Source organism: Bradyrhizobium sp. GW821-FHT13H06 (assembly GCF_058803975.1).
Genome location: NZ_JBXAPN010000007.1, coordinates 343,538 through 370,314, shown reverse-complemented (window position 1 = coordinate 370,314; position 26,777 = coordinate 343,538). Strand labels below are relative to the sequence as shown.

The 26,777-nt window shown below is 64.5% G+C and carries 31 protein-coding genes and 3 tRNA genes; 15 read left to right on the top strand and 19 right to left on the bottom strand.

The features are described from left to right. Positions 1-29: 29 nt before the first annotated feature. Complete coding sequence (locus AC1RQP_RS28340; RefSeq protein WP_492939838.1) at positions 30-914, bottom strand: SDR family oxidoreductase; 885 nt, start codon at positions 912-914, stop codon at positions 30-32. On the opposite strand from AC1RQP_RS28340, the gene AC1RQP_RS28335 reads away from it, so the two are divergent. After that, positions 907-1,680 carry a TetR/AcrR family transcriptional regulator gene (locus tag AC1RQP_RS28335; protein WP_492939836.1) on the top strand — a complete coding sequence of 258 codons (774 nt, stop codon included), beginning with the start codon at positions 907-909 and terminating at the stop codon, positions 1,678-1,680. The genes AC1RQP_RS28340 and AC1RQP_RS28335 overlap by 8 nt on opposite strands. A gap of 97 nt (positions 1,681-1,777) precedes the next feature. Here AC1RQP_RS28335 and AC1RQP_RS28330 read toward each other — a convergent pair whose 3' ends face one another. After that, positions 1,778-1,921: a hypothetical protein gene (locus AC1RQP_RS28330; RefSeq protein WP_492939834.1), complete on the bottom strand. Its 144-nt coding sequence runs from the start codon at positions 1,919-1,921 to the stop codon at positions 1,778-1,780. Between the two features lie 141 nt (positions 1,922-2,062). Next, positions 2,063-2,136 (bottom strand) — tRNA-Gly (locus tag AC1RQP_RS28325). Positions 2,137-2,499: 363 nt separating this feature from the next. Between AC1RQP_RS28325 and AC1RQP_RS28320 the strand changes: the two genes are divergently transcribed. Then, positions 2,500-2,799: a hypothetical protein gene (locus AC1RQP_RS28320; RefSeq protein ID WP_492939832.1), complete on the top strand. Its 300-nt coding sequence runs from the start codon at positions 2,500-2,502 to the stop codon at positions 2,797-2,799. Positions 2,800-3,087: 288 nt separating this feature from the next. Next, positions 3,088-3,468 carry a YciI family protein gene (locus tag AC1RQP_RS28315; protein WP_061880604.1) on the top strand — a complete coding sequence of 127 codons (381 nt, stop codon included), beginning with the start codon at positions 3,088-3,090 and terminating at the stop codon, positions 3,466-3,468. Between the two features lie 128 nt (positions 3,469-3,596). On the opposite strand, the gene AC1RQP_RS28310 is transcribed toward AC1RQP_RS28315, so the two are convergent. Next, entirely contained in the window at positions 3,597-4,187 is a 591-nt protein-coding gene (locus AC1RQP_RS28310) for a TMEM175 family protein (protein ID WP_239629826.1), read from the bottom strand. A 124-nt stretch (positions 4,188-4,311) separates the two neighbouring features. Between AC1RQP_RS28310 and AC1RQP_RS28305 the strand changes: the two genes are divergently transcribed. The 3 genes from AC1RQP_RS28305 (at position 4,312) to AC1RQP_RS28295 (ending at position 8,533) form a co-directional block, all read left to right on the top strand. Next, positions 4,312-6,369 (top strand): ATP-dependent helicase, encoded by a 2,058-nt coding sequence (locus tag AC1RQP_RS28305; protein ID WP_492939830.1) that lies wholly within the window; start codon positions 4,312-4,314, stop codon positions 6,367-6,369. Between the two features lie 56 nt (positions 6,370-6,425). Next, complete coding sequence (locus AC1RQP_RS28300) at positions 6,426-7,406, top strand: NADPH:quinone oxidoreductase family protein (RefSeq protein WP_492939828.1); 981 nt, start codon at positions 6,426-6,428, stop codon at positions 7,404-7,406. Between the two features lie 95 nt (positions 7,407-7,501). Beyond that, complete coding sequence (locus AC1RQP_RS28295; protein ID WP_492939826.1) at positions 7,502-8,533, top strand: LLM class flavin-dependent oxidoreductase; 1,032 nt, start codon at positions 7,502-7,504, stop codon at positions 8,531-8,533. Positions 8,534-8,643: 110 nt separating this feature from the next. Here the strand turns inward: AC1RQP_RS28295 and AC1RQP_RS28290 are convergent. Next, a tRNA-Tyr gene (locus AC1RQP_RS28290) sits at positions 8,644-8,729 on the bottom strand. Between the two features lie 206 nt (positions 8,730-8,935). On the opposite strand from AC1RQP_RS28290, the gene rlmB reads away from it, so the two are divergent. Next, on the top strand, positions 8,936-9,766 hold the full coding sequence (gene rlmB, locus AC1RQP_RS28285; RefSeq protein WP_492939824.1) for a 23S rRNA (guanosine(2251)-2'-O)-methyltransferase RlmB: 831 nt from the start codon (positions 8,936-8,938) through the stop codon (positions 9,764-9,766). Between the two features lie 192 nt (positions 9,767-9,958). On the opposite strand, the gene AC1RQP_RS28280 is transcribed toward rlmB, so the two are convergent. Next, entirely contained in the window at positions 9,959-10,471 is a 513-nt protein-coding gene (locus tag AC1RQP_RS28280) for a hypothetical protein (protein ID WP_239624550.1), read from the bottom strand. 44 nt (positions 10,472-10,515) lie between these two features. Beyond that, positions 10,516-11,001, bottom strand: coding sequence for a hypothetical protein (locus tag AC1RQP_RS28275; RefSeq protein ID WP_492939822.1), 486 nt, complete (start codon positions 10,999-11,001; stop codon positions 10,516-10,518). Between the two features lie 283 nt (positions 11,002-11,284). Here AC1RQP_RS28275 and AC1RQP_RS28270 point away from each other — a divergent pair, with 283 nt between their 5' ends. The 7 genes from AC1RQP_RS28270 (at position 11,285) to AC1RQP_RS28240 (ending at position 15,431) form a co-directional block, all read left to right on the top strand. Further along, entirely contained in the window at positions 11,285-11,758 is a 474-nt protein-coding gene (locus AC1RQP_RS28270) for a hypothetical protein (RefSeq protein WP_239624554.1), read from the top strand. A 162-nt stretch (positions 11,759-11,920) separates the two neighbouring features. Next, positions 11,921-11,995, top strand: a tRNA-Thr gene (locus AC1RQP_RS28265). A 156-nt stretch (positions 11,996-12,151) separates the two neighbouring features. After that, positions 12,152-13,021 (top strand): hypothetical protein, encoded by an 870-nt coding sequence (locus AC1RQP_RS28260; RefSeq protein WP_492939820.1) that lies wholly within the window; start codon positions 12,152-12,154, stop codon positions 13,019-13,021. Positions 13,022-13,149: 128 nt separating this feature from the next. Beyond that, positions 13,150-13,389 (top strand): hypothetical protein, encoded by a 240-nt coding sequence (locus tag AC1RQP_RS28255; RefSeq protein WP_492939818.1) that lies wholly within the window; start codon positions 13,150-13,152, stop codon positions 13,387-13,389. Positions 13,390-14,018: 629 nt separating this feature from the next. Beyond that, positions 14,019-14,939 carry a non-homologous end-joining DNA ligase gene (ligD, locus tag AC1RQP_RS28250; protein ID WP_492939816.1) on the top strand — a complete coding sequence of 307 codons (921 nt, stop codon included), beginning with the start codon at positions 14,019-14,021 and terminating at the stop codon, positions 14,937-14,939. Further along, entirely contained in the window at positions 14,936-15,157 is a 222-nt protein-coding gene (locus AC1RQP_RS28245) for a hypothetical protein (protein ID WP_492939814.1), read from the top strand. Before ligD ends, AC1RQP_RS28245 begins: the two co-directional genes overlap by 4 nt. Positions 15,158-15,293: 136 nt before the next feature. Then, positions 15,294-15,431 carry a hypothetical protein gene (locus AC1RQP_RS28240; RefSeq protein WP_492939812.1) on the top strand — a complete coding sequence of 46 codons (138 nt, stop codon included), beginning with the start codon at positions 15,294-15,296 and terminating at the stop codon, positions 15,429-15,431. A 114-nt stretch (positions 15,432-15,545) separates the two neighbouring features. On the opposite strand, the gene AC1RQP_RS28235 is transcribed toward AC1RQP_RS28240, so the two are convergent. The 6 genes from AC1RQP_RS28235 to AC1RQP_RS28210 are packed head-to-tail and all read right to left on the bottom strand — an operon-like array spanning position 15,546 to position 18,946. Next, positions 15,546-16,058 carry a hypothetical protein gene (locus tag AC1RQP_RS28235; protein WP_492939810.1) on the bottom strand — a complete coding sequence of 171 codons (513 nt, stop codon included), beginning with the start codon at positions 16,056-16,058 and terminating at the stop codon, positions 15,546-15,548. Positions 16,059-16,094: 36 nt separating this feature from the next. Then, positions 16,095-16,451: a hypothetical protein gene (locus AC1RQP_RS28230; RefSeq protein ID WP_492939808.1), complete on the bottom strand. Its 357-nt coding sequence runs from the start codon at positions 16,449-16,451 to the stop codon at positions 16,095-16,097. Beyond that, positions 16,435-16,857, bottom strand: coding sequence for a hypothetical protein (locus tag AC1RQP_RS28225; protein ID WP_492939806.1), 423 nt, complete (start codon positions 16,855-16,857; stop codon positions 16,435-16,437). Before AC1RQP_RS28225 ends, AC1RQP_RS28230 begins: the two co-directional genes overlap by 17 nt. 6 nt (positions 16,858-16,863) lie before the next feature. Then, complete coding sequence (locus AC1RQP_RS28220) at positions 16,864-17,301, bottom strand: hypothetical protein (RefSeq protein WP_492939804.1); 438 nt, start codon at positions 17,299-17,301, stop codon at positions 16,864-16,866. Further along, positions 17,298-17,561, bottom strand: coding sequence for a hypothetical protein (locus tag AC1RQP_RS28215; protein WP_492939802.1), 264 nt, complete (start codon positions 17,559-17,561; stop codon positions 17,298-17,300). The genes AC1RQP_RS28220 and AC1RQP_RS28215 overlap by 4 nt, the downstream gene beginning before the upstream one ends. Beyond that, entirely contained in the window at positions 17,558-18,946 is a 1,389-nt protein-coding gene (locus AC1RQP_RS28210) for a hypothetical protein (RefSeq protein WP_492939800.1), read from the bottom strand. Before AC1RQP_RS28210 ends, AC1RQP_RS28215 begins: the two co-directional genes overlap by 4 nt. A 174-nt stretch (positions 18,947-19,120) precedes the next feature. Between AC1RQP_RS28210 and AC1RQP_RS28205 the strand changes: the two genes are divergently transcribed. Then, entirely contained in the window at positions 19,121-19,285 is a 165-nt protein-coding gene (locus AC1RQP_RS28205) for a hypothetical protein (protein WP_492939798.1), read from the top strand. Between the two features lie 15 nt (positions 19,286-19,300). On the opposite strand, the gene AC1RQP_RS28200 is transcribed toward AC1RQP_RS28205, so the two are convergent. The 6 genes from AC1RQP_RS28200 to AC1RQP_RS28175 are packed head-to-tail and all read right to left on the bottom strand — an operon-like array spanning position 19,301 to position 26,729. After that, positions 19,301-21,586 carry a hypothetical protein gene (locus tag AC1RQP_RS28200; RefSeq protein WP_492939796.1) on the bottom strand — a complete coding sequence of 762 codons (2,286 nt, stop codon included), beginning with the start codon at positions 21,584-21,586 and terminating at the stop codon, positions 19,301-19,303. Between the two features lie 39 nt (positions 21,587-21,625). Beyond that, complete coding sequence (locus AC1RQP_RS28195; RefSeq protein WP_492939795.1) at positions 21,626-23,092, bottom strand: hypothetical protein; 1,467 nt, start codon at positions 23,090-23,092, stop codon at positions 21,626-21,628. After that, entirely contained in the window at positions 23,085-23,510 is a 426-nt protein-coding gene (locus tag AC1RQP_RS28190; protein ID WP_492939793.1) for a DUF6950 family protein, read from the bottom strand. The genes AC1RQP_RS28195 and AC1RQP_RS28190 overlap by 8 nt, the downstream gene beginning before the upstream one ends. After that, positions 23,495-24,097, bottom strand: coding sequence for a hypothetical protein (locus tag AC1RQP_RS28185; protein ID WP_492939791.1), 603 nt, complete (start codon positions 24,095-24,097; stop codon positions 23,495-23,497). Before AC1RQP_RS28185 ends, AC1RQP_RS28190 begins: the two co-directional genes overlap by 16 nt. Next, positions 24,094-24,837 carry a hypothetical protein gene (locus AC1RQP_RS28180; RefSeq protein WP_492939789.1) on the bottom strand — a complete coding sequence of 248 codons (744 nt, stop codon included), beginning with the start codon at positions 24,835-24,837 and terminating at the stop codon, positions 24,094-24,096. The genes AC1RQP_RS28185 and AC1RQP_RS28180 overlap by 4 nt, the downstream gene beginning before the upstream one ends. Continuing rightward, the gene (locus AC1RQP_RS28175) at positions 24,837-26,729 is read right to left on the bottom strand and encodes a phage tail tape measure C-terminal domain-containing protein (RefSeq protein ID WP_492939787.1); all 1,893 of its coding nucleotides are present in this window, start codon (positions 26,727-26,729) and stop codon (positions 24,837-24,839) included. The genes AC1RQP_RS28180 and AC1RQP_RS28175 overlap by 1 nt, the downstream gene beginning before the upstream one ends. Positions 26,730-26,777: the final 48 nt, after the last annotated feature.

Here is a 26,777-nt window from a genome sequence, read left to right as displayed (position 1 = left end):
ATCTTGTTTTATGGCGCCTTCTCTTTGATCTACTTCCGAAACTTCGAGATGTTTTCGCTCAGCCAGCCCGCGGCAGACCGCGGTGCGTGGCCCGTCAAATTTTCAACCGTTGACGTCGTTTCAGCGAGCGCCGAATCGTGGAAGAGACGATCCAGTCCGACCAGCAAGTCAGCCACAAATTCATTCAGTCCCGAGGCGAGCAGTTTTTCGCGTTGCTCCGCGCCGCTTCGCTGCTGATATGTGACGGTCCGCCCAAGTAGTTTCGATATTTCTTCGGCGATCTCTGGCATGCTCACCGCCCGTGGCCCGGTCAGGTGATAGGCGCGCTGAGCAGTCGGGTGTGCGTCGTCCAGAAGCGCAGCGCGCGCGACATCCGCAACGTCGCGCGTGTCGATCAAATTAACCAGTCCATCGCCCGCCGCGCCGCCCCATGAGCCATCGGTAACTTGAGCGCCGGTCCGTGCCAGGATATCGACGAAGGTTGATGGACGCAAAACCGTGTAGCCGATGTCGAGAGTCGCCAGATGCGCCTCGATTTGCATGTGCCAGTCCATCGGATGCAACCGAGAGGGCGGCCCCATCGCGGACAATTTTACGATGTGACCGACGCCTGCGCCGACAGCTGCATCGATCAGTGCAATCTCGTTGTCGACTTGCCGAGGTGAGGTGCCGTGGGCAAGAAAAAGCCGATCGGCGCCACGCAAGGCGTCCTCGAGACTAGACGGTACATCGAAGTCTACCACCGCAAGAGAAGCATCGGAGGGCACGCGTTGTGCGTCCGGATTCCGGGTCAGCGCCACCAAATCAAGAGGTTCGGATACCAGGCTTGCGATGAGGGCTGAGCCAACTCGGCCTGTGGCGCCGGCAACGGCGATCCGGGGGCGACTGTCGTTACTCCGGGAGTGCTTGAGCATTGAGGATCCTTTGGGTATCTTGGAACGATCAGTTCAAGATTGTTGGAACGATCGTTCCAACATGTCAAGCGAGAATTCCATGAGCGGAAAGCCCCAATTTGATGACAGTGCCGTGATCAGCTCCGCAATGGAGATCTTCTGGCGCCATGGCTACGCAGCATCGTCGATCGATCAACTGACGACCGCGATGGGTCTGTCGCGCTCGAGCATGTACAAGCGGTTTCGGGACAAGGACGGCTTGTTCCAGGAGGTTCTTTCGACCTACGCCCAGCGCGTCCTGAAGCGGATGAATGCGGTTCAAGCCAGTACGAAGCGCCAGCAGCTTGAAGCTCTCTTTCACGAATTCCTGCCCAGAGAGGGCAAGACGGCGCGCCCCTCCGGCTGCATGCTCGCTCGATCCTGCACGGAAATGGCCGATCTGCCACCTGCGAGCCAGGCGGTCGCGCGGGAGGGCGTCATGAGCCAGCGCGCCATCCTCGACAGAATCTTGCGGGAGGCTGTCGCCAGGGGAGAATTGGCCCCCACGTCTGACATCGCCGGTCTGTCGTGGCACTTCCTCGGCGTGTTGCAGGCCATGATGAACTTGCCGCAGGCCGGCGCCACGTCTGGAGAGCTTCGCCGAGTTGTCGAACTTGCGATGCTGGCATGGCCATCGGCACCAGCCGCTGCGGCGCCTCAACGGTCTGGCAAACGGAGATCATCCAGCGCAAGGCCTGGCGAGGTCAGCATGCCGAGGCGCGCCAGCAGGAACGAAGACTGTTCATAAGGCGGCCCTTCATATCTTCATCGGCCAGAAACGTCGGCGCCAAGCGCACGCCCTCGCGAGAGCAACTCGAATGCGTGCCCTCTCCCAGGAAGCGCCATCACGCCTCGCTTGCCGGCAGCGAACCAGCAAGCGTCTGCGCTTCTGACTTGAGCGCTTTCAGTTCAGTCGTCTGCGCCTGCGCGTCGAAGCGTTTCGGATGGCTGAAACCCACAGCAGTCTCCTGCCGGTCTACCTTCATCATGACGACGAGGCCAAGCAGGACGCACAGATGAAGTGCATCAAGCGGCGCAAGCAGGCGGCCAGAAAGTGAACATTTGTCGGAATGGATTCAGCCGCCTTGTCGGAATGTAAATCAGGAAAACCGATAAGTGATTGAAAATATTGGAGCGGGTGAAGGGAATCGAACCCTCGTATTCAGCTTGGAAGGCTGCTGCTCTACCATTGAGCTACACCCGCGTCGGCCGATCCCCTAACACGGCCGGGCGGCGGTCTCAACTGCCGAGGAGGTCGCTTTCTCGGCCCTCACAGGCTTCGCGGACCGCCCCGGTTCCTCCGGACCCGCCGCCCTTAACAGCGGCGGCAAGGTTGCCTATATTGATGTTTCCCGAAACCAACGAAAGGAGGTGATCCAGTGTCTTATCTCAAGCGCTGTCACCTCGCTGGGATCGCCCGCTGAGCTTTGACTAAAGGCTTGGCATCGGGGCGCTCTCAGCCCTGGACCAGCGAGCACGAAATCGGGCGCGACGGGGCCTCCCCGCCGCGCCTTTTCCTTGCGATTTCTTTGAAACTGGAAGCCGGTCGGCCGGCGCGAGGCCGCTCGTGCGGCGCGACGGCGGCGATCAGCATGCCGAGGCACCGGCCACGACTTGCACGGTGCGGCTCCCCACCAAGCAGCACCGTGAGGAGGCTCGTCAGAAGGCACGGGACGACAGCCTTGCCCGTTCGGCTCATGATTGCGAGCAGGAACGGCATCGCCGCGATCGACAATTGCAGGACGATCATATGAACGACCGGCTCGTCGAAAGGCTTCAGAAGCCGCAGATGTTGAGCGCGCGCGGCCGTTTGCCGCGCCGGCTTTCCACGATCCGCTCGCCGCCGTTCTCGGCCGAGCTGCCGTAATAGCGTGATGACCGGCCTGGTCGTGCAGATCGGCCGGCTCCGACTGTCCCGCCCGCCGCGCGTCACAGATGATCTTGATGGTATGTCCCGACATTGCCGCCTCCCGCAAAAGCCTGTTGTTTATGGTGCATCAGTCGCGACCCGTTCCGGCGGCGTTCACATGGCCGGGGCGCAATCGGGTTTCAGAACCGTTTCGCCACCTTGCCGGGCACGCAATATTCGTCTCGGGATTGTCGGGACGGGCTGCCGTGCTACGTCCTTGGGACCTGTGCAAAGAAAGAGGTGACGATGCTCTACGCGATCCTGGCCTACCACGTGGAAGACGAGATCTTGTCCTGGACGCCGGAGCAGGACGCCGCAGTCGTGGCCAAAGTCATCGAGGTTCAGGCGCCCCTCCGGGCAAGCGGACAGTTTGGACCGGCGGCCCGCCTGGATGAGACCCGAAAGGCCCGCACCTTGCGCGGCCCTGGCGCGGGAATGGTGCTGGACGGGCCGTTTGCCGAGACCAAGGAACAGCTTCTGGGCTTCCACCTGATGCAATGCGCCACCGAGGATGAGGCAATCGCGGCGGCGCGGAAGCTGCGTGCGGTCAATCCGACGGCGGTCTACGAAATCCGGCCGGTCAAGCTTTACGTGCCGGCCGATGGGTTCGGGGCGACGGAGGGGTGAGCTGAAGCATGATCCGGAAAAGTGCGCAGCGGTTTTCCCTCGCGACAAACGCGGAACGCGTTTGCGCGGAGATCATGCCGAAACACCAACCTGAAGCGCGACGGCGTTCATCCTGATCGCATCGCGCGTTAGGCGTCCGGCCCGGTCCGCGGATTGTAGAAACGCTGGATCACGATTCCGCCGAAGGCGATGAACCACAAGAAGGGCGCGACGTGCGGCGCGAACGCCGCAACGATCGTGCCCGGGATGAACACCAGCAGCGGAAACAGCGCGGCCATGATTTCCTGGCGCCAGCCGCCCAGGATCCTCCACCACAGCCAGGCGTTGAGGCCCGCGATCGCGGTCAAATGCAAGCCGTAGAGCACGGCGACGGCGCTGCTCATGCCGTAATTGGTGTAGAGCCCGTTGGTGACCGGCAGCAGCACGATCGAGAGCAGAAAGAACAGGTTGAGGATCACGTCGCCGCGGCTGCCGACCGGCTGGCGCGCCAGCCGCCGGTGATGGCTGATCCAGAACACGCCGGCGATGATGAAGCTGAGCGCAAAGCCTATCAGCTTGCCGGAATAGACCCGGGCAAGGTCGTTCCAGTCCGGCGCGCTGGTGAACACAGCGGCCTTGGGCAGATCATAGGCGAGAAGCGTCATGCCGACACCGAAAATGGTGTTGCTGAGCGATTCCAGCCGTCGCATCTCGAACTGGTCGGGCTTGAGCTCGGTCATGTCGGGCATGGGGTGCGCTGGAACTGGGGGCCATCTTCCCCCTAAATCCTAATTCCGGTTCCGTCCAGCCGCATTGCGATTCGCGCCGGGATCGCCGACTCTCCCTCTTTCACCGGGGCGATTCGTGGCGACATATCTGGACACGCTCAATGCGGAGCAGCGCCGCGCCGTCGAGCATGGCGTGGTCGAGGGCTCGACCGTGGGCGCTCCCCTGCTCGTCATCGCCGGCGCGGGCTCCGGTAAGACCAACACGCTGGCCCACCGCGTCGCGCATCTGATCGTCGCAGGCAGCGACCCCCGCCGCATCCTGCTGATGACGTTTTCGCGCCGCGCGGCGGCGGAGATGGCCGGCCGCGTCGAGCGCATCGCCCGAAAGGTGCTGGGCGAGAACAACGCCGCGATCATGCGCGATGCGCTCACCTGGGCCGGCACCTTCCACGGCATCGGCGCGCGGCTCTTGCGCGAATATGCCGAGCGGATCGGCGTCGATCCCGCCTTCACCATCCATGACCGCGAGGACTCTGCCGACCTGATGAACCTGGTGCGGCACGAGCGCGGACTGTCGAAGACCGCGAGCCGCTTTCCCGCCAAGGGCACCTGCCTCTCGATCTACTCCCGCTGCGTCAACGCCGAGATGGAGATCGAGAAGGTGTTAGGGGTGCACTATCCCTGGTGCAGCGGCTGGGCCGCCGAGCTGAAGGGCCTGTTCGCCGCTTACGTCGAGGCCAAGCAGGCCCAGCACGTGCTCGATTACGACGACCTGCTGCTCTACTGGTCGCAGATGATGAGCGATCCGCTGATCGCGGAAGAACTCGGCGGTCGCTTCGACCACGTGCTGGTCGACGAATACCAGGACACCAACCGCCTGCAATCCTCGATCCTGCTGGCACTCAAGCCCGACGGGCGCGGCCTCACCGTGGTCGGCGACGACGCGCAGTCGATCTATTCGTTCCGCGCCGCCACCGTGCGCAACATCCTGGAGTTTCCGCAAAGCTTCTCGCCGCGCGCGGAGATGATCACGCTCGACCGCAACTACCGCTCGACGCAGGCGGTGCTGTCGGCGGCGAACGGCGTCATCGGCCTCGCGCGCGAACGCTTCACGAAAAATCTCTGGACCGAGCGCACCTCAGGGCAGAAGCCGCAGCTCGTCACCGTGCACGACGAGGCCGACCAGGCGCGCTACATCGTCGAGGCGGTGCTGGCGAACCGCGAGCAAGGCGCGTTGCTCAAGCACCAGGCGGTGCTGTTCCGCACCTCCTCGCATTCAGGTCCGCTGGAGATCGAGCTCACGCGCCGCAACATTCCCTTCGTCAAGTTCGGCGGGCTGAAATTCCTCGACGCCGCACATGTCAAGGACGTGCTGGCGCTGTTGCGCTTTGCCGAAAATCCGCGCGACCGCGTCGCCGGCTTTCGCATCCTTCATCTGTTGCCGGGCATCGGGCCCGCGACCGCACAGCGCGTGCTCGACCAGATCGCGGAGAGCACCGATCCGCTTGCCGCGCTCGGCCGGCTCCCGGTGCCGGCGCGCACCGGCGACGACTGGACCGACTTCGTCCGCACGGTCGAAAATCTGCGCTATTCGGAATGGCCGGTCGACCTCGAGCGCGTGCGGCTCTGGTACGAGCCGCATCTCGATCGCATCCACGAGGATTCCGAGACGCGCCGCGCCGATCTGATGCAGCTCGAGCAGATCGCGAGCGGCTATGCCTCGCGCGAAAAGTTCCTGACCGAGCTGACGCTCGATCCGCCGGATGCGACCAGCGACAAATCCGGACCGCCCCTGCGCGACGAAGACTATCTGATCCTCTCCACCATCCATTCCGCCAAGGGCCAGGAGTGGAAATCGGTGTTCGTGCTCAACGTCGTCGACGGCTGCATGCCGTCCGATCTCGGCGCCGGCACCAGCGCCGAGATCGAGGAGGAGCGCCGCCTGCTCTACGTCGCGATGACCCGCGCCAAGGACGATCTCCACCTCGTCGTTCCCCAGCGTTTCTTCACCCACGGCCAGGCCGCAAAGGGCGATCGCCACGTCTACGCCTCACGCACCCGCTTCATCCCGGAGCAGCTGGTCCATCTGTTCGAACGCACCGCCTGGCCGAAGGCCGCAGCAGGTGCTGCGCGCACCGCAGCGCAGGGGCCGAAGATCGACATCGGGGCGCGGATGCGGGGGATGTGGCGGTAGACACAAGAGGCTGGTCGCGGGACGTGTCAGGATAACTGGAACAGTGGAGCTTCGACATGAAAGCCGTAGTCGTCGAGCAATACGCCCCCATCGATCAGATCGAGCTGAAGGACGTCCCGGCCCCATCCATGGAGCCCGGCCAGTTGCGCATCCGCGTCGAAGCCGCTGGAATCGGCTTTGTCGACGGCTTGAAGATCGAGGGGCGCTATCAGACCAAAGATCCTCTGCCATTCGTTCCCGGGACAGAGTTCGCGGGCGTAGTGACCGACGCACCCGACGCACCTGACGGCTACCAGCCGGGCATGCGAGTAATGGGAATGACGCGGTCGGGCGCGCTTGCTGAGGAGATCGTCGTCAGCCCCGCAGCGCTCCATTCCCTGCCGGACGGCGTTGCGGCCGAGGTCGCCGCCTCGTTTCGCGCCAATTATCTGACCGCGCTCTATGCGCTCAGTGCACGCGCCTCGCTCTGCGCAGGTGAACAACTTCTCGTGCTTGGCGCGGCTGGCGGTACGGGAATCGCAGCCGTCCAGATCGGCAAGCTGCTCGGCGCTCGCGTGATCGCAGCGGCATCGACGCCGGACAAGCGCGCGTTCGCGCAGGCACACGGCGCCGACGCCGTGATCGACTACACCCAGGCCGGCTGGCGCGACACGCTGAAGGACTTGACCGGAGGACACGGCGCCGACGTGATCTTCGACCCCGTTGGCGGCGAGATCTCTGTGCAGGCTTTTCGCTCCATCGCCTGGCGCGGCCGCCATCTCGTGGTCGGGTTTGCCGCAGGCGCCATCCCCGCGCTGCCGTTCAACTTGCCGCTGCTGAAAGGCGGCGCTCTGCTCGGCGTCGACCTTGCGCAGATTCCAACGCGCGAGCCCGACGAGCAGACGCGCCTGATGTCGCAATTGACGGGCTGGCTTGCCAACGGCCAGCTGAAGCCCGTGGTTGGCCAGGTTTTCGCCTTCGAGGATTTCCGCGAGGCGTTCAAGACGATGCAGGCGCGCGCTGCGCTCGGCAAGATGGTGGTGAGGATCGCGCGATAGAATTCGCAAACGGAAACCGAGCATTTCCGCAGGTGCGCTTGTGACCGGGCCGCGGTCCCTTAGATCTGGCCGATCCTCCCACAGAGACCTGATCGATGACCGCACCGCTTGAATTCGGACTGGATACCTTTGGCGACGTCACGAGAGATGCGTCCGGCGCCTTGATCACGCATGCGCGGGTGATCCGCAACATCGTGGACGAAGCCGTGCTGGCCGACGAGCTCGACCTCGACTTCATCGGGCTTGGCGAACACCACCGCGCTGACTTCGCGATCTCCTCGCCCGAGACCGTCCTCGCGGCGATCGCATCGCGCACCCGGCGCATTCATCTCGGCTCGGCCGTGACGGTGCTGTCCTCGGACGATCCGATCCGCGTGTTCCAGCGCTTTGCCACGCTCGATGCGCTATCGAACGGACGCGCCGAGGTGATCCTCGGCCGCGGTTCGTTTACCGAATCCTTTCCGCTGTTCGGCTTCGACCTGCGCAAATATGAAGAGCTGTTCGAGGAGAAGCTCGATTTGTTCGCCGCGCTCTTGTCGCAGCAGCCGCTGACCTGGGAAGGCAAGCTGCGTCCGCCGCTGCGGGATCAGCTGGTCTATCCGCCGGTCGAGAACGGCACGCTCAAGACCTGGATCGGCGTCGGCGGCAGCCCGCAATCGGTGGTCCGCGCCGCGCATTACGACCTGCCCTTGATGCTCGCGATCATCGGCGGCGATCCTGCGCGCTTTGCGCCCTACGTCGATCTCTATCACCGCGCCTTCAGGGAGTTCGGCCGCCCGGCCAAGCCGATCGGCGTGCATTCGCCGGGCTACGTCGCCGAGACCGATGTGCAGGCGCGCGAGGAGCTCTGGCCCGACTACAAGGCCATGCGCGACCGCATCGGCAAGGAGCGCGGCTGGCCGCCGATGGGGCGCGACGAGTTCGTCAGCGAGGCCGAGCACGGTTCGCTCTATGTCGGCTCGCCGGAAACGGTGGCGCGGAAGATCGCGAAGACCGCGAAGGCGCTCGGCATTTCGCGGTTTCAGTTGAAGTATTCGGCAGGACCTTTGCCGCACGAGAAGCTGATGCGGAGCATCGAGCTTTATGGGCGGAAGGTGGTGCCGATGGTGCGGGAGATGATGGGGTAGCGTCTTGAGGCGGCTTCAGTCCGTCTTCGCCCTACGGGCTTCGCCGGACACCACGCTTTGCCCTTCGGACCTCACGTGGCTGCGCCACGCGGAGCCCGAAGGGCGAAGCGTGGTGGGGGAGGCAGGACTCGAACCTGCGAAGCCATGAGGCGGCTGATTTACAGTCAGCTCCCTTTGCCACTCGGGACACTCCCCCGCTCGACGGCAGCACAATCGGGCCGGACCTTGCCGGCGACCGAAGTCGGCCATGGAACGTGAAGGCCGCGACAACCCGGATCGGGGCGCGACCGGGCGCGTTTATGGGCGATGCAGTGGGGCAAAGTCAACCGAGGCAAACAGCTAAAATCGCCCTCGCAGCCATCGAAATTGCCATATTCCGGAACCCATGACAGAAGCGAGCCCATGAAGGATCGAAAATTCGGCCCCAAGGGGGGGCGCGGCGGGGCTAAGCCCTTCAACCGGCCCGGGAAATCGGCCGGCCGCTCGGCGTGGCGCGACCGTGATTCGCAGCTCGACGGCCCCGTCATCCTCTATGGCTGGCACACCGTCACCATGGCGCTGGCCAACCCTCGGCGCCGGATCCGCAAGCTGACGCTGACCGAGAACGCCGCAAGGCGCCTTGCGGACGAGAACATCGAGACCCGCGTGGCGCCGGAGATCGTGCGGCCCCAGGAGATCGACCGGCTGCTGTCGCCCGACGCCGTGCACCAGGGCCTCTTGGCCGAGGCCGATCCCCTGCCCTCGCCGGATATCGAGACCCTGACGCAGGGAGGCATGGTGCTGGTGCTCGACCAGATCACCGATCCCCACAATGTCGGCGCCATCCTGCGCTCGGCCGCAGCGTTCGCGGTGAAGGCGATCGTGACCACGGCGCGGCACAGTCCGGAAGCGACCGGCGTGCTGGCCAAGGCCGCCTCCGGCGCGCTCGAACTGGTCCCGTTGGTCACGGTGCAGAACCTCGCCCGCGCGCTGACGGCGCTGAACGAGCGCGGCTTCCAGACCGTCGGCCTCGACAGCGAAGGCAGCGAGGATATCAGCGATGTCGCGCTGCGCGAGCCGCTTGCACTCGTGCTCGGCGCCGAAGGCAAGGGCCTCAGGCAATTGACCCGCGAGACCTGCAGCGTCGTGGCGCGGCTCGACATGCCCGGCGAGATCAAGAGCCTCAACGTCTCGAACGCCGCCGTGCTCGCGCTCTATGTCGGCGCGAGCCGGCTCGGCCTGATGAAGCGCTAAGGCGCAATGCGATCAGGATGAATCGTCATCGCGCTTCAGGTTGGTGTTTCGGCATGATCTCCGCGCAAACGCGTTCCGCGTTTGTCGCGAGGGAAAACCGCTGCGCACTTTTCCGGATCATGCTTTGACACAACAAAACGCCCGCCCGCATCGCGCGGACGGGCGTCTCGTTGGGCTTTGGCCGATCAGAGATCAGTGATAGCGGCGCAGCGCGCGGTGACCGCCATAGTAATGCGGCGCGTGGCGATGAGCGTAGCCGTAGCGCGGACCGTGGCCGTAGTGCACACGCGGCAGATAGCCGTAGCGGGGGCCGTAGCCATAACGATACGGACGGTAGTACGGGCGGCGATAGGGGTAAGCGGCCGGCGGTGCGACCGCAGCGGCACGATAGCCGTAGCCGTAGCCGTAATTGGCGGGCGCAACGACCGCGTCCTCACGGTAGGTCGGATACGGCGCGAACGCGCCCGGACCGGTATAGGTCGGGCCCTGGTTCACGTAGTAATACTGCGTGGTCGGCTCGACGAGACGCTCATAGGCGCCATAACCGTAGCCGTAGCCATACCCATAGCCGCCGCAGCCAGTGTTGCAGCCGGAATAGACCGGCGCAACCGGCGCGCACGTGGTGAAGCCGCAGGCGGCGGCGGGCGCGGTGGCGGCGAACGTCACGGCTGCTGCCGCGACCAGTCCCGAAATCATCTGACGCATTACTCTCTCCTGTTGATTTCCGTTTTTTTGGATTGTCACGTTTCTCAACCCGGCGGCCTGCCGGGTAGCTCTGTACGCGGCCGCGGCCGAGGGGGCCGAGGACGATCGTTGATCTCGGGCGCGTAGATCACCGGCGGTGGATCGACGGGCGCGTCCATCTGCGGCGGCAGCGGCGCGGACGACGCGCCCCAACTCTGGTGATAGCTCTCGGCGGGCTTCGGCAATTTGCGGTTCGCCGGCGGCTCGACCTCGAGCCGACCGTAGCCGGGCCGATGGCCGAGCGTCGGATAGTAATGGCCGACATGGTCGGGCTGCCGATCGGCGATATAGCGTCCGCCATAGATCGTCGGCTGCACCTGCTGGTTCTTGCCCAGACCCCAGACGCCTTCGACCACGCTGTAGGACGCGTCGATGTTGTTGATGATGATCGGCACCCCGGGGCGGCCGGGAACGACGATATCGAAGCCCTCGCCGGCAAACGCCGTCGCAGGCAGTCCGATCAGAAAGGCGGCGAGCGCCACGGCGCGCATGAGGAGACCCCGATTATCCGGCGACAACCTAACCGATCGCCACGCAGAGAGGGTTAAGGCCTGCTCACCAATTTCCGGTAAGCCTAATGTGTAAGGGTTGCGCGCCGCTCAAATGCCGCAAAGCGAGCTAGCGAAGTGTTAACGGCGAAGGCTCCGCCGCCGGAACAACGCTGCCGTGCTCACATCCGTTTGACTGTCCAGCTGCGAAAAATCCCACGGTTGCATCGGAACGTCCTGCGCCTTCGGCGTTTAGCCCCCGTCAACAAGATGGGAGCGAACAGCCATGAACATCAAGCTTCTCGGGGCGACGGCGATTGCAGCGACCATGCTGGCAGGCTCCGCCATGGCGCAGGCGGTCGTCACCAATCCCGGCCGCTGCGCGGCGCAATTCCCCAACGCCAACTGCCAGAACCTCGGCCCGGGAAACCCCTACACCGATAGCGGCTATCGTCATCGCCGCGCGTCCTATCGTCAGACCAATAGCGACTGGAATAACGACTGGAACAGGAGCCGCACCGGCTTCTGGCCGACCGACGTCGCAGCGGGCGTTGCCGGCGCCGCGATCGGCACCGCTGGCGCGATCGCCACCGCCCCATTCCGCGCCTGGGACAATTCCTACGCCTATGACAATTCGTGGGACCGCGGCTGGAACAATCGTGGATGGGACAACCGCACCTACGCCCAGCGCAACGGCTTCGTCTGTACGCCCGGGACCTGGTTCAAGGGCGAAGACGGCCGCCAGCACATCTGCCAGTAGGTCAACGAGCGCGAGCGCGATGGATCAGGCGGCCTTCGGGCCGCCTGTTTCGTGCCTGCATCCATCATCGCGGGTTCTGGCACTTTCCGACCAAGTCTGATATTGCGACGCCCGGGCGGACAACCGGCGCACATGCCGGGCCCCGCTCTGCTTTCAAGCCTCGCCGGCTTAGCTCAGCGGTAGAGCAGCGGTTTTGTAAACCGAAGGTCGGGGGTTCAATCCCCTCAGCCGGCACCAGCAGGTGCCTGCATTTTCTAGGGTTTCCCCGTTTTCACGTCCCCGGCAAAGTCGGCACAGACGGCGAACGACTGCGGTTTCGACAGGCACAAAAACAGGATCATTTGTTCTCGGAGCGTTCTGACCTATTATTGGATCGGGCTGGAGAGAGCAAAAATGGATCGAGCGGAGCTATTTCGGATTTATGAATTGGGCGCCAATATTCGCCCGCTTTTGAGCCTGCAAGACAACATCGCCCTTGGAGATTTCTTTCTGCCGATGCTCAACGCCCAAGGAGCGCTTAAGCAGCTGCTCGGGCCCAATCCCCAGGCAAAAGTGGACCTTTGTATAGGTGAAGCTCAGCGACTTCTCGCAGTACTCGATGAAGTTGAGAAGGAGCACTATCAGGATGCAAATGGCAGCTGGCAATGGCCGAAAGACCCAGGCGTCCCGGTTGGCCCATTCACCCTTATGACATTGCGACCTGCGGCTCAGTCATTCGAGACGGTGTTGCGCGTCGAAATGGAAGTTGCAGCTTCCTATTGGGTGCCCAAACGGGGATCCTACAGCACTCGCGACCTGGTTGATGAGTTCGAGAGAGCATTCCTTCCAGAGCTGCACTCGTCTATCGGCCCTGTGGCTCTCGCCGAATATCGGAGCGCCGGCAGGTGCTTTGCCTTCGGCCTTTGGAGTGCAGCCGGCTACCATGTGTGCAGAGCAGTAGAGGCAGTCTTGCGGCGTTACTATACAGCATACACGAATCAACCCGACACGGGCGTTCGTAACTGGGGCGGCTTGCTGCATCGCTTGAATCTGATCACCACCGGTACCATTCCTCAATCCAAAACGATGTTTTATCTGCAGCAGTTGAAGGACAATGATCGCAACCCGCTGATGCACGTCAGAATCGTGCTCAATGAGGGAGATGCGGACATTCTGTTGAACCAAGCCAAAGTGGTTATAGCTTTAATGGCTCGCGAGATACTCGCGATTGAACACTCCAAGCCAGCGACTGCGCTTGTACAAATCGCCGGCGGAAAGCCGTAACCAAGTTAACCCGCTCTACGAAGAACAGCACCCTACTGATGGGGGGCGGGGCGGCTCCTTTGCCATTCCCTCGGCGATAAATTTGTGTCGCTGCGTTCACGTGCGAGAAAGCGACGGTGCCGCCACCTATGCCCAAGATCACCCTTGGCGAAATGCGTCACGGCCGCGCCGGCGCGCGGGGCCTGCTGGTGTTCTGCGCCGACCACCGCTGCGGCCACATGATCAGGCTACCGCCTGCCGAGGTCGATCGCTGGCCCGATGACGTGAGCCTGTCGGACCTCGAGCCCAGGTTCATCTGCAGCAAATGCAGCCGGCGCGGTGCCGACGTCCGGCCGGATTTTCGGCCAGCCCGCATGGGCACGGGCTGATCGTCTCCGGCGGATTTTTTTCGACCAGGAACCTGACCGGTCATTTGCGGCTTACAGATCAATCGAACGGTGTCAGGAGGCGTCCCATGGCTGAGCGCCGTAGGGTGAAGCAAGTTCGCTCTCTCGAGGAGAGACTGGCCGAACAGGCGGCTAAGCTCAAAGAACAAGCCGCGAATCTCCCGGCCGGCGCCGAGCGCGAGAATCTCCTTAGGAGAGCGCGCTTGGCCGAGACGGGTGCCCATTTGAGTGAGTGGATCACCTCGCCCGGGCTTCGGCCGCCCAAACTGACGTGATCGCTCGGCTTGTCCGTCTTCTGCGGTTCCTTGCTTGGAACAACGATCCTGCGCCGAGACGAAATACTCCTGAAACAATCCGCTGCTTACATGCCTGCATCCGGGCACGTGTTTGTATCCTTAGCTGTTTGCATCCCGGGGCTGGTATTTTTGCACCTTATTTTTATCCGAAGCGCTCAGACTTCTGACAGGGCCGCCGCGAAGGCGGCCCTCTCCTATTAACCGCTAGCGCCGACGCCTGCCGAGCTCGCCCGCTAGATGGTTCGCCGTCGTCACCGGAACGAATCAACTCCGAAGGACTCGAATCCACCTGTTCGTGTTGCGTGGAGTTGGCCTGTGGCGTGGCGTCGCGAGAAGTGGAAAGAGATCGGGATCAAGGCCCCCTTCCCCGGCTTCATCGAGCCCGTGCTCGCCGAGCAGGTCGATCGCGTCCCACGCGGCGAGCGGTGGATCCACGAGATCAAGTTCGACGGCTACCGCGGTCAGATCCACATCGCCAACCATGAGGTGAGGATCTACACGCGGAACGGCCACGACTGGACAAAGCGCTTCCGGAAAGTGGCGCACGATGCCGATCTGATCAACGCGACGTCGGCAATTATCGACGGCGAGATCGTGGTGCCCGGCGAAGGCGGCAAGACCGACTTCGCGACCCTGCAGAAGAGCCTCACCGGCAAGGCCGAAAACCTCGTCATGGTGGCATTCGACCTGCTCTATTTCGATGGCCGCGACCTTCGGAAGTTGCCGCTGCTCGAGCGCAAGGCCGCCCTCAAGGCGCTGCTCGCCGGCACGCCGATCGAGTACAGCGACCATTTCGACCTGGACGGCGCCGAGCTCTATCGGCGCGTCTGCGCCGGCGAACTCGAGGGCGTCGTCTCCAAGATCGCCGATTCCCCCTATGGCGGCCTGCGCGGCAATTACTGGGTCAAGACCACCTGCGCCCACCGCGAGACGCTGGCGATCGCCGGCTTCAAGATCAAGGACAACCGCTTCGACGGTATCTATGTCGGCCGGCAGCACGGCGACAAGCTGGTCTATGCCGGCAAGGTCGAGCACGGTTTCGAGGACACGGCCGTCAAGGATCTGCAGCGCAGGCTGAAGAAGCTGGTGCGCAAGACACAGCCCTTCGCCAGGCGCATTCCCAACAGCGGTATCTGGGTCGAGCCGCGCCTTGCCGCCGAAGTCGAGTACCGCGCCAAGTCGGCGAATGGCCATCTGCGGCATCCGTTCTTCAAGAGCCTGCGGGAGGATCTATGATGGTGCTTATATCCGATGCCGAGCACATCGAGCAGAGCTACGACCTCGCCATGATGGCGCTGGCCGACTACCTCACGCATGAGCGCGACGCTGTGGCAACGGTCGATGCACTGCTGCGCATTCTCGATCGCGACAGCCTTCGGGACGCCATCACGGAGGTGCTGGTCGACGCCCGCGTGCATCCAAGGCCGAAGGCGGACACGCCGGTGCGGACATGACAAAGCCCGGCGCGGGCGCTGGCCTGTTTCCGACGTCAGTGGCTTAGTTTGATTTTGGAGTGGCCTGATCTGAAAATGGAACTGGAGTTGTTGAGGTGAATCAATCCTTACCGAGGGCCGCTTGATGAATTGAGCCATGAGCAAGGAAGCACCGGCGCCACCACCAAAGAAACCTCCCGAGGAACAGCGCACGGAAGAGCTGCGCGAGATCGTCAGGCAGGACATTAAGGAACAGCGCGAACTTATCGAAAAGCTGCGCCGCAAATTGCATTGAGGCCGCCCCAGTTGCCGGCGTCCAGGTCAATCTTCCGTCAGTACCCCGGCGCGAGAGGCATCCCGCGCCGGGCTGGAGGCTTGACACGATCTGAAGGGCCGCAAGGCCTCTCACCTAACGGCGCACGCCGATGCTCCGCATCGCGCGGGGGTTCACGATCACGTATCCGGCGATCGAGCGGGCATGCAGCCGAGTCGCGTGACGGCCGGAGTTGGCGTCATAAGCAAGCCAGGTCGAGCCGCCGAGATGCTGCTCGAGCACGAACACATGATGCCGCCGCACCGCGACCATGCCGGTGGCCGGTGCCGCGCGCGGAAAGCCGAACCAGGCGGCCGCCAGCCACAGCTTGCGGACCGGATTGCCGAACACCCGCACCGCCGCGCCGCAGCCGCAGAACGCGCGCCGCGGGCACCCCTGCGGATGCGGCAGGATCTGCGCCGGCCGGGCTGCCATGCGCGCACCGAACCGCGCCGGCCGGGCCGGTGCAGCGACCGAAGCGACCTCGCACGGAAAGATGACGTTGCAGCCGGGATCGAGCGTTGCGGCGCGCACGTGGCGCGGACGGGCGTCGGCGACGGATGCAAACAGGGCGCAGCAAAGCGCCGCCAGGACGAGGCGAAGCAACATGGAGTTTCCTTTTTTCGATGGGGATGGTGCGCGCGGCTACTGCCGGCTGTTCCAGCGGCCGTCGGCGAGCCGGTTGATGCCCTTCAGGATCTCGCGCAGCAGCTCGACCATGTCGTCACTGTGCTCGGCCATCTCGAAACTGTTCTTCTCGAGGTGGCCGAGCTGCTTGTAGGCTTCCCACTGCCAGCGCTTCTCCTCGTCGGTCAGATCAAGGCGGACCGTGAGCACCTCCTCGATGCGGACGACACGAACCTCGTCGTCGTCGGCACGGGTGCGCTGGTTATCCTGCAAGCCCCTCCGGATCGCCCAGAAGCCGGCGGCTGCAACCAGCAGCCCGATCACGATCCCCTGCGCCACCGGCCACGGCCCCAGCGCCTTAAGAAGTTCTTCCATTCGCCACCACCCGATAGGCCACGTCGAGCTCGCCCAGCACGAACATCGACCAGAAGGGCACCCCGGGCGACATGAAGCCCTGGCTGATCGAGAGCTGGATCAGCGCCAGATCGAACTGCACCCACATCACCGCGCACGCCGCCGCGGTCACGGCCCGGATCATCGGCCCGACACGGCGCCCCCTCACCTGGTGCCCGTTGAGCAAGAGACCGACCAGCCGGGCCCAGCCGATCGCGAACAGCAGACACGCCGTGACCCATGGCGAGATCACCAGCGCCATCCACTGGAACGCCGAGGCGCGCAGGATCTCCGGCGAGACGAACGTTGCCACCGCCAGCCACAGCATGGCGATGGTAATGAGCCATTCGTAACGCCGGCCTTCGAGGTAGTAGCTGAGGAGACGCATGCGGCTTCAATCGTCGTCCCGCGGCTCGAGCAGCCGCTCGATGGCGCTGCGCGGCGGCCGGGGCGCCGGCGCAGGCGGCGGCACCACCACAGGCGCCGGCTCGATCGGCGGCGCAGCTGCAGGCCATTCCTTCGCCGGCAACACGCGATCGCGGATCCTCCGGGCTAGGCTCTTGCGCTTCGCCGGCGGCGGCTTGGTCACGTCGATCAGGCCATTTTCATCGAGCCCTGCCGGCCGCGCCTGAGGCCGCCTCCAACGACAGCCCCCGACGCCGCCCTCGACCGTGCTGTCGATCCAGTCCTGGTCGTAGGCAGCCTTGCCCCGCACCTCGTATTTCGGTGCCTCGAAGATCTTGCATTCGCCGCCGGCGATCGAGACCGGACCGCCGTGGCCGCAGCCGGCGAGCAGAAGGCCGAGCAGCATCAACACCGCAACGCGCATCACGAACACCTCCCCTCGCTCTGGATCCAGCGGCCGCCGCGGTCGCGGCATTCACGCCAGGTCTTGCGCAGCTCGGTCGCCTGGCCGATCGCGCGCTTGTCCTCGGCGGCGATGTCGGCGAGCGCGCGGCGGTAGCCGGCCTGGTCGACCTTGTGATGCCAGACGCCGTAGACTGTGCCGGCGACCAACAGCGGGCCAACCACGGCGACGATCCGCATGCCCCAGGAGGCCGCCTTCCAAGCGAGCAGAAACGCTTCGATCATTGCCGTTCTCCGGTTTGCACTGACAGCGTCGAGGTCTTGATCGCGCGCCAGGAATTGTAGGCGATGAAGGCGAGTCCGCCGGCGCCGAGCAGCCACCAGATCTCCGAGGGCATGCCGGCGACATGGCTCCACAGCGTCGACACCAGGCCCGGGTGATCGTCGACGACGTCGCGATGATCGGAGAAGAAATTCCATGCGTCCGCGATGCTACCGCTTACGCTGTCCCAGACCGCACCGACGCCGGCGACGATCGAGCCCCAGAGCGCCGCAAGGAAATTGCGCTTGGCCGGCACCACCTCCGGCGCGAGCTGGGTCACCACCTTCGGATCCGCCGCGGCGCGTGCCTCGCTGACCGGCCGATACCAGCCCTCGGTCTCGGCCTCCGTCAGTTCATCGCGCACCTGGTCGGCGATGCCGTGGAACGTCTCGACCGACGTCGGCAGCGGCAGCGCCAGACCGCGATCGTTCATGAAGCCCGACAGCGCACCGCTGGTGCCGCTGCCCCAGCGGCCGTCGATCACACCGGGCGAGTAGCGGCGCGCCTTGAGGCGCCTCTGCACGTCAAAGAGCACGGGATCGCCGCGCACGTCGGGATCGAGCGGCTGCACGTTCGGCGGCGCCGGCGCCGGATCGTCCTGCGTCGCGGCCGCAACAGCGTCCTGCTCGGCCGCCGGATCCATGGTGACGAAGGACGCGACCGGCGTCGCCGAATAATCCGCCAGCACCTGCTTCGCCTTGGCGAGATATTTGCGGCACTCGGCAAGGCCGTTCTTGCCGCCGTTGATGATCCACCGGGCCTCGACGACGTCGTCGCGATCGGCCGCGGCGTTGCAGCGGCCGTCCTGCGCCCATTCGAGATAAGCTGCCATGAACGCCGAATCCGGCTGGTGCAGCAGCTCCGGATGCTCGACCAGCGGCAGGCCGGTCTTCTTCGCCATCTTCGCGTAGTTGCTCTTGCCCGTGGCCTGCATCATGCCGCCGCCGCGATAGAGCCAGCCATCGTTCGGCCCGGTGTTGTTGAATTCGCGCATCTTGGTCGGATTGCCGACGCCATAGACCCGGTTGAACAGCACGGGCCCACGCCGTGCGACCGGCAGCGCCGCGATGCGCTTCGCCTCTGCCGCGGTCACCGCCGCGCTGTGCCGGCCGACGCCGAAGATCTCCATGATGCGCGCCGCCCTATAGGCCCCGCTCTCCTCGAGGATCGAGAGCCCGCCGGTCTCGGTCATGATCTGCGCCAGGAAATGTGCAGCCCGTAAGCGCGTCGTCAGCCCGGCCTTGGCGACCGCGTTCGGCCAGCCGCGCACGATCGCCGCGACCAGGTCGCCGCGCGCGCCGCTGCCGGCGATCGCCTTCAACTGGGCAGCCGTGATCGATTGCGGCATGGGCATAATCCTTTCTGGAAGGTAGTCCGAAGAGGAGCGGGCCGCGTGCTATTCCGTATTGCCCGAGTAAGTTGCGGCCGCTAAAAGGCGAGCGTCGAGCACCCTGCAATCGGTGCGACAATTTTGGCGGGGAAGCTTCCCGCAATGCGAGGCGAGAGAAGGCCACTCCTCACCATGTCTTCGATGGAAACGCCGCCCGACCCGGACGAGCCAGAGCCGACTGAGGAGGAGATCAACAAGGCCGTTAAGGACTTCGTGCTCGACGTTGGCGTCCTTGTTGCGCTGGCTGCGACGATAGTCGGATATCTCCAGGCGACGGGACGAATTCACTTTTTCTAGTAGCCGCCGCGCGCGTCAATGAGCGCTCGTTCCCATGAAATAGGTCTTTGTGCTCTGCCCGTCGACAGTAGCGGCGCCGCCGGAGGTCTGAAAGGCCCGAATAGTATAGGCGACGCCCTCGTCCGCGACGTCGAACGCGACGCCGCCAACCTGCAGCTCACTGGTGCCAGAGGCATGCTTCGCATCCAAGCGGTGAAGCGCAGTGCCGTTCTTGTACAACCAAAGCTCGTATCGCGCCTGATCGACAGTCACCTGGAATGTTGCGGCTGCGCGAATCTCGATTTTGCGAGCCCCTGGCGTCCATGTGCTCGAAGCAAAGTCGCCGGCAATGTCATAGAGTTCTGTCCCGAATGACAGTGTCGTCAACGTCGATGCCGGAACGCCCTGATCGGTGTTGTTGTTGTGAGCCGAAAAGCCCGACCCGACCGCATCCGCTGACTTGAGGACGCGGCGAAACTCCTCGACAACCATCGCCCCGCGGACGACCAAGCTCGAGCCGATCGTGTCGATCACATCGGCCGCATTTCGCTGTGACAGACGTTTCTTGTAGTAGCTCTGCGCGCTATCGAGCGCGGTCACCGCCTCGGTAGATAGCGCCGCGTTCCCCGAATTGATCGGATGCACGCCGTCGGTATCGAGCAGCGAGGTGTCCCACAGCACGCTCTTGGCATCGATCGGAACGACCCACAAGCCGAGCCCGACAAGTTCGTCGACGATGTTGGCTATGCCGACGTTCAAACGATCGCGCCGCGTCGCGTTGGTGCCCTGAGCCGACTCGCCAACTCCTGAGAAGTGGTGCAGGTTGAATACGTTCACCAGCGGCATGGCCTCGTTCTGCGCGCCGGACAGACCAGCCACATAGCTGATGAAAATGTCGTTGCCGGCGCCGGTAGGCGCAAGATTGGCGACCGAAACCTCCAGCTTCGAGTTGTCGTCGATCCCGACGTTCTTGTAGATCCGCACGAACGGGATCGTCTGCGTCGGCGAGCCGCCCGGCGAATTCGAAAGGATCGTAGGCCGCTTGAAGGAGATGGTATTCTCGACGATCGGCGCCGAGTGATCGGAATTGCCGATGGTCACCGCGCCGATGCCGTTGGATGACGTATTGGCCCAGCCGGCGACGACGACATGCCGGCCGAACACCGTCGCGCGCTTCACGGCGCCGTTGGTGGTGGTCGTCGTCCCGCCCGGATCCAGCGTACTGCCGATATTGCCCCACGCGCCGGCGGCCACGCTCATGGCCTGGCCGGTGACGCGCTTTGCGGTCGGAATGGCGAGATGGCACAGCAGCGCCCGCAGGCCTTCGAGCGACGTCTGCTCGGTCTTGCGATTGTTGCCGGAGTCCAGAATGCAATCATTCGTCAGCAGCCAGACGAACGACGGGTTAGCGATCGAGGGCGATCGTTGCCAGCCGTAGATCGAGGCCTGGTCGGCGATGGTCGCGCCGGATACGGCGTTGGTGACGATCGTCCCCCAACCTTTGGCAGTCTGGATCAGCGCCGGCAGCGCCGGCGAGCCATGGGCATTGGTGAACAGGCTGTCGCCGATGAAGTAAGGCCACGGCGAGGCCACCGGCCCGTAGGCCGGCCGGATGATAGGATCCGCCGCCAACGCATAGCCTTGCGCGAGAGTGGCGCTGTCCGCGGAATCCGACGCGGAATCCGCAGCTGCCGCCTGCGCTGCCTGAGCCGAGGCCAGGATGCCGTCGGCGTCGACATTGGTCGACAGCAGCAGCGTGAAGTGATCTGCCGCGCCAAGCATCAGGATCGGCGAATTGATCAGCAGCTCGCCGCCGAACAGCGCCGTGCCGAATGCCGAGCGGACCGGCAGCGCGCCCTGGCTGTTGTAGTTTAGCGTGGTCGCACTGGTGTTGTTCGCGGTCGGAGTCAGCAGGAACAGCTTGCGGCCCGGCTGCAGCGGCGTCTCAGGCCCGGTCGCAACGATCGCATTCGCCGTCCCGCCCGTCACCGTCAGCGGCACGATCACGCTCGGAAGATCACCGACGCGCGACCATGATCCCGTGCCGGAGGCGCCGGACTTGACGTAGAAGCCATTGTTGCCCGGGCTCGCATCATTATAGACGATCGCCGACGAATTGGCGCCGTGGGCCAGATCAGCGCTGAGTGCGGACAGCGTGGCATAAGCAAGACCAGCGGCGCCCGCGCCTGCATTGAGCATCGTCTCGAGGAATGTTCCCCATGCGATCACATCGTCCTTGACGACCGGATTCGGCCCTGACGCGGGCACGCCGGCAGTCACGTAGCGGCGAAAGATTTCGGCGGCAGTCTTGATGATCGCCATCGGGAAGACCTTCTTTGATTACAGAAAAAAAGCAGATTGCTATTGCAGGGCGAGCAACGCGTCGGGATCGACCAGATTCCATGAGAAGGTCACGCGGCCGTTCACCAGATCGATCGCGCCGCGGTCCTGGATCTCGACGACGCAATCCTCAAGCCCCCTCACTTCAGGAAGCTGCACCCGGACCCAGCGCTGGCCCAGATATCGGAGGCCATAGAGCGTCGTCACGAATGTTCCAGCCATCGCCGAATTGAGGCGCAGCAGCGCCCGCCCCGCGAGTGTCGCCGCCTGGTCGGCATCCTGCACCCAGGACAGGTCGAGCGGCCTCGCGCGCACGATACCGGCGCGCGCGATCGCCGCCTCGTCCCTGACGGAGTCAATCTGGTCGGTCGTGTAGGCGAGATCCGGATTGGTATAGGTGACGTCGAGTTGATTGACCGACTCCTCGTCGGCCTGGCCGCGCCGCCAGCTCCAGCCCAGAATATGATCCGACGACAGCGGCGGCTCGACCGGATCCCGGTAGACGCCGACCGTCAGCGCCAGGCTGCCGTCGCCATTCTCCACCATCCATCCGTCGCAGGTCGCGAGGATCTTGTTGACGACGTTCTCCGGCGAATTATCGAACTGGTAAAATCCGGCCGACTTGTAGCGCGGACGGCCGCCGACATCGATGTCGCAGAGCTCCGCCTCCACCATCCATTGCGCCAGCACGTCGGGCGGAAACAGGACGTCGAACTCCTCCCCCATACCCCCATCCGCCTCGGTGATGTAGTCCATCAGCTGCAGCACCGGGTTTGGTGACGCCAGCCAGGTGGACCGATTGGACCGCGATTGCGCGCCGTCTCGCGGATCGAAAACGGGCGCGCACCTCGCAACGACGGAGAGATCCGGCCGGCCCCGCGGGAATTTCTTCGTGAAATCCTCAGGATTGCCGGGCGCAGTGCAGATGACCGACGCATAGGCAATGCCATTGCCGACATGCGCCGAATCCCAATTCGCAGGCATGCTGGTCATCGGCGCCGGCGCGAGGCCACCGAGCCGCGTCTGTATCGCAACATTGCCTCCGTAGCTGCCGTCCGACAGCGCATCCACGCTGCCCGCGCCGCCCGTGAGGACGGACGGCGTCGTCGTTACGACATCATCGCCCAGGTACAGCGACAGCAGGGTCTCGACCCGCCCGGAGTGAAACGCAATGACATCATAGGAGCGTGACGGCGGACTGTCGGCCTCATAGAACATATAGGCGCCGCCGAGCCTGTTGATCCAATAACCCCGCTGCCGCGGCGGCACAGCCTGCCGGAGAACCTGCGCGCCGTTCTCCGGCTTCGGAACCTGCGGATTGTTGAGCGCATATTGCAGCCCAATCGTCGCCGCTGTGAGCACGGCCGCACCAACCACGGCGTTGACCGTTAGCGTTCCGACGATCGCCGTCGTTCCAAGAGAAGCCGCTCCGGCTACGCCGGCAGCCTCGATCGAGGCGAAAATGAGCGCGCCAACCGTCTCAGCCACGGCCGACACTCCACGCCGCCAGGACAGGCAACGTCGCGACCACGACACCGCGCGGCCACGACAACAGCGCAACACGTCCTCGATCCATCGCGATCGCGCCAGCGGGAACGCGCAGGCCGCGCGCGTTCGGCGCCAGGACCAGCGCAACGTCGCCGGCCGCCGGCTGCGCGACCACCGCCAGCCCGACCCGCGCAAAGCGCCGCCGGCACGCCGCCACCATCCCGCCTTCGCTGCGGATAGCGGCCCTATACTCGGCCTCCGTCGCGTAGGCGCCTCGCCGGTCCGGCATCGCGTCGGGATACCCGCACGTGATCAGCCAGTCAGCCATCAGCGTCGCGCAGTCATGAACCCCATAGGCGCAATCGCGCCCGGCGACGCGATCGAGATAGATTGCGAGTTGCATCAGAAGATCGGCCATTTCTTGCTGAACCCGTGCGCATATTTGCCCGTGAAGTCGCAGAACGTATCGCCAGGAAAGCGCGCCTGATGATCCGCATCGGAATAGTAGGAAAAGGACGGTCGGCGCCGACCCGTGAACCGCGTGCCGCAGGATAGCGTCAGCGTGCGCGTGATCAGGCCGCCGGCGGACGCGACCTGCTCGCCCCCGAGAAAATCAGCAACGTAATAGGCCAGCCAATGCACCGGGCCGATCAATTGGAAGTCGGCGCCCATCAGCGCAAAGCCGACAACGACCGCCTTTCCCTTGACCTGCTCGGCGTCGTCACCCGATGCAATCGTGGCGACGTCGCCGGCGACGCCGGACAGGACGAACTCGACGCGCTCGGCCGCGCCGTTGAGCAGCTGCGAGATTTGCGGCAGGTCGAGCAGGACACGCATTCCGCGATACCGCGCGCCGGCCGGATCAAACACGTTGACGCCCGGCTCGATCGCGCCAAAGCCGAGCCAGATCCGAACCGGCTCCGGCTCGACGTCGAGGCGAAAGAATATCCCGAGATTGGCGACACCGGACTGCAGCTGCGCCAGCTCCTCGTCGGAAAAATTCATGTGATCGGCGCCTCGACGAAATCGACGCTTGCACTGTTGAACGTCCACGGCACGACCCGCAGATCCATCGACGACGGCTGCGCCAGCCGCATCAGGCAGCGCGGCCGGTCGAACTCGAGGCTTTCGCCCGAAGCCACGGCCTCGCGCAGCGGCGGATTGAACGTGATGGTCGCCTCGCTGTCCGACACCATGTCGACCGTCGCGATCTCATAGAGCCGCCAGCCCCAGGTCGGATGATCGATCGAGAAACTCTCGCCGCCGAGCAGCGCGCCGGAATTGGCGATCTCGATCTCGAGCGAGGTTGCCCGCAAGGCGGCCGCGCCGGCCGCGACGATATCGATCACGGGCTGGTAATAGCCCATATCGTCAGAGAACCATGCGCCGTCGCTGTGCGGCAGCGCGATCGGCGCCTGCGCGACCCCCTCCGGCCATGGCCGGAACAGCGCATCATTGCGCGGCACGATGAGATTATTGACGCCCCCGGCGGCGACCTGGCGGACGGCCCGCCAGAGCAAGGTCGAGATCCGCTGGCGATCGCGGCCACGATCAGGCACCGCCTGGCCGGACCGGCCAGACAGGCCGATTTCCGACATTTGGCAGGTCCAGTATCCGCCGCCATCGGAGCGGGTCAGCGTACCGACGCCGCTCGCGATCGCCCCGCCAGCAACGGCGACGCCGGCAAGATTCCACGCATGCGACCGCTCGCGCAGTAGCGCCCGCGGAAATTCGACGTCGCCCATCAACCGACCCCCGTCGTCTGCATGCGTTGCGTCGTCACCATCACGCGATTGACTTGGTCAACCTTGCGATGCGCAGCGACCACGGCCGCCTCGAGTTTTTCGATGGTGCCCGGCGCCACGTCGCCGGCAACCATGAACGTGTTTTGAATCGTGGTGCCCGACGCAGCCCGGCGTGCGACACTATTCGGAATGACCTGCGCGCCGCGCGGCAGGTTGACGATCTCCGGACCGCGCTCGCCGACCCAGGTCGGACCGCCGCGCCAATTGTCGGTTCCCTGCGCATTGAACCCGATTTTCGGAAACAGCTGCGATCCGATCTGCATCGTCCCCACCGAGCCGCCACCGCCGCCGCCGAACAGGCCGCCAAGTGCGCCGGCAATCGGCCCCGTGATCGCCTGGCGGATCGCGATGCGCGCCAGATCGGCAATGATGGAATTCGCCATTGCCTTGAAGGCATCGGCCGCGCTCTCCGTCCCCGTGATGACACCGAGCAGCGCATCCTCGAATGAATGCAGACCGTTCAGGCCCGCACCCTGCAGCTGCGCATTCGTATCGCGCGCCGCCCGTGCAAAACTCAGCAGCGGTCCGTTTGCATCCTCGGCCGCCGCCTTGGATCGCGCATAGGCGTCGGCGAGCGCATCGATCTGCACGCGCTGCGCTTCCGTGACCGTATTCGCGTCGAGGCCGGCCTGCTTGTTGGCCGCCTTGGCGGCCGTCTCGAGCTCGACAGTCTTGCGCGCCCGCTCGCGTGCGTAGGTGCCGAGATCAATCGCCGCGGTCTCGGCCTCCTGCACGGCGATGCGCTTTTTGGTCTGTTCGACCTCGCGCTCGAATGCGTCGGTCTTGTCGACGCCGCCCGTGTCGGCCGGAAGTTTCGTTTTACGGCCGCCGTCGACGCGGATCCGCTCCGGCTGGATGCCGACCGCGTCATAGAACTTGCCGGCATCCTCCTGCGTCATCTGGACGCCTTCCCCGCCGACCGTCATGCGCTGCTTGGCGGCTTCAAAGCGGTCGATCAATCCGATCGCCTCGCGAACGCGGCCAGAGGCCAGCAGGTCGAAACTGAGCGCGAACATTTTGACCGCGATCTCCAGACCCTTGAAGGTCTCGAGCAGCGCCGGCCCGCCCCAATCAACGGCGATTTTTTTATAGGCTGTCGAGGCCCGCTCCTCGATCTTGCGAAACGCTTTGTCGAGCTCGCCGGCCTTGTCGATCAGTCCCTGGTCGAGCACCACGCCGGCGGCCTTTGCGTTCTCGATCAGCGCCGGCAGGCCCTGCTCGGCGATTTCCTTGAGCGTGCCGACCATCTTCGGCCCGGCCTGGCGGCCGAATGCCTCGGTCGCGAGGCGCAGCTTTTCCTGCGGCGTCTCGGCATTCGTGACCAGGCGAGCGAAGTCGACGAGCAGCGCCTCGTTCTCGCGCAGCGTGCCGCTACTGTCGCGCAGCGCGACGCCATTCGCCTTGAATACTTCGGCGAGGTAGCCGCTGCCGAGCGAGGCCTTGGCGATGCTGTCGGAAAACTTGTCGAACGCGCGATCGGCGAGCTCGGCGTCGCCGCCGGCCTGGCCGAGCGTGTGCCGCAGCGCCTGGATCGCATCGGTCGACAGGCCGACGCGCTCGGACATATCGCCGAGATCGTCGACCTCGCCGATCGCGCGGCGGATGCCGCCGATCGACTGCTCGAGCGCCAGCGCGCCGGCAGCGGCGCCGACCAGGCCGCGACTGAACGAATTGAGAAAGGTGTCGGCGACGCTTGGATTGATCCGCTTGAACCGCCCCTCGATCGTCTTTGCGGTCGCGTCGGTCTGCCCGACCGCTTTCGCCAGCGATTTTTCATATTTCGAAATGTTCGCCTCGAGGGAAACGACCAGGCGCTCGAGATCGGTTGCCACGCCATCTATTCCTTAGACTTGAGCCAATCCCAGAGCTCGTCGGTCTCG

Coding starts and splice junctions, on each gene's coding strand:
- AC1RQP_RS28245 (WP_492939814.1), top strand. CDS start 14,936: ATGATGGTGCTTATATCCGATGCCGAGCACATCGAGCAGAGCTACGAC.
- AC1RQP_RS28225 (WP_492939806.1), bottom strand. CDS start 16,857: ATGCGTCTCCTCAGCTACTACCTCGAAGGCCGGCGTTACGAATGGCTC.
- AC1RQP_RS28190 (WP_492939793.1), bottom strand. CDS start 23,510: ATGGCCGATCTTCTGATGCAACTCGCAATCTATCTCGATCGCGTCGCC.
- rlmB (WP_492939824.1), top strand. CDS start 8,936: ATGAAGGATCGAAAATTCGGCCCCAAGGGGGGGCGCGGCGGGGCTAAG.
- AC1RQP_RS28180 (WP_492939789.1), bottom strand. CDS start 24,837: ATGGGCGACGTCGAATTTCCGCGGGCGCTACTGCGCGAGCGGTCGCAT.
- AC1RQP_RS28270 (WP_239624554.1), top strand. CDS start 11,285: ATGAACATCAAGCTTCTCGGGGCGACGGCGATTGCAGCGACCATGCTG.
- AC1RQP_RS28260 (WP_492939820.1), top strand. CDS start 12,152: ATGGATCGAGCGGAGCTATTTCGGATTTATGAATTGGGCGCCAATATT.
- AC1RQP_RS28205 (WP_492939798.1), top strand. CDS start 19,121: ATGTCTTCGATGGAAACGCCGCCCGACCCGGACGAGCCAGAGCCGACT.
- AC1RQP_RS28215 (WP_492939802.1), bottom strand. CDS start 17,561: ATGATCGAAGCGTTTCTGCTCGCTTGGAAGGCGGCCTCCTGGGGCATG.
- AC1RQP_RS28230 (WP_492939808.1), bottom strand. CDS start 16,451: ATGGAAGAACTTCTTAAGGCGCTGGGGCCGTGGCCGGTGGCGCAGGGG.
- AC1RQP_RS28330 (WP_492939834.1), bottom strand. CDS start 1,921: ATGATGAAGGTAGACCGGCAGGAGACTGCTGTGGGTTTCAGCCATCCG.
- AC1RQP_RS28310 (WP_239629826.1), bottom strand. CDS start 4,187: ATGACCGAGCTCAAGCCCGACCAGTTCGAGATGCGACGGCTGGAATCG.
- AC1RQP_RS28255 (WP_492939818.1), top strand. CDS start 13,150: ATGCCCAAGATCACCCTTGGCGAAATGCGTCACGGCCGCGCCGGCGCG.
- AC1RQP_RS28240 (WP_492939812.1), top strand. CDS start 15,294: ATGAGCAAGGAAGCACCGGCGCCACCACCAAAGAAACCTCCCGAGGAA.
- AC1RQP_RS28235 (WP_492939810.1), bottom strand. CDS start 16,058: ATGTTGCTTCGCCTCGTCCTGGCGGCGCTTTGCTGCGCCCTGTTTGCA.
- AC1RQP_RS28295 (WP_492939826.1), top strand. CDS start 7,502: ATGACCGCACCGCTTGAATTCGGACTGGATACCTTTGGCGACGTCACG.
- AC1RQP_RS28200 (WP_492939796.1), bottom strand. CDS start 21,586: ATGGCGATCATCAAGACTGCCGCCGAAATCTTTCGCCGCTACGTGACT.
- AC1RQP_RS28300 (WP_492939828.1), top strand. CDS start 6,426: ATGAAAGCCGTAGTCGTCGAGCAATACGCCCCCATCGATCAGATCGAG.
- AC1RQP_RS28340 (WP_492939838.1), bottom strand. CDS start 914: ATGCTCAAGCACTCCCGGAGTAACGACAGTCGCCCCCGGATCGCCGTT.
- AC1RQP_RS28280 (WP_239624550.1), bottom strand. CDS start 10,471: ATGCGTCAGATGATTTCGGGACTGGTCGCGGCAGCAGCCGTGACGTTC.
- AC1RQP_RS28185 (WP_492939791.1), bottom strand. CDS start 24,097: ATGAATTTTTCCGACGAGGAGCTGGCGCAGCTGCAGTCCGGTGTCGCC.
- AC1RQP_RS28315 (WP_061880604.1), top strand. CDS start 3,088: ATGCTCTACGCGATCCTGGCCTACCACGTGGAAGACGAGATCTTGTCC.
- AC1RQP_RS28275 (WP_492939822.1), bottom strand. CDS start 11,001: ATGCGCGCCGTGGCGCTCGCCGCCTTTCTGATCGGACTGCCTGCGACG.
- AC1RQP_RS28210 (WP_492939800.1), bottom strand. CDS start 18,946: ATGCCGCAATCGATCACGGCTGCCCAGTTGAAGGCGATCGCCGGCAGC.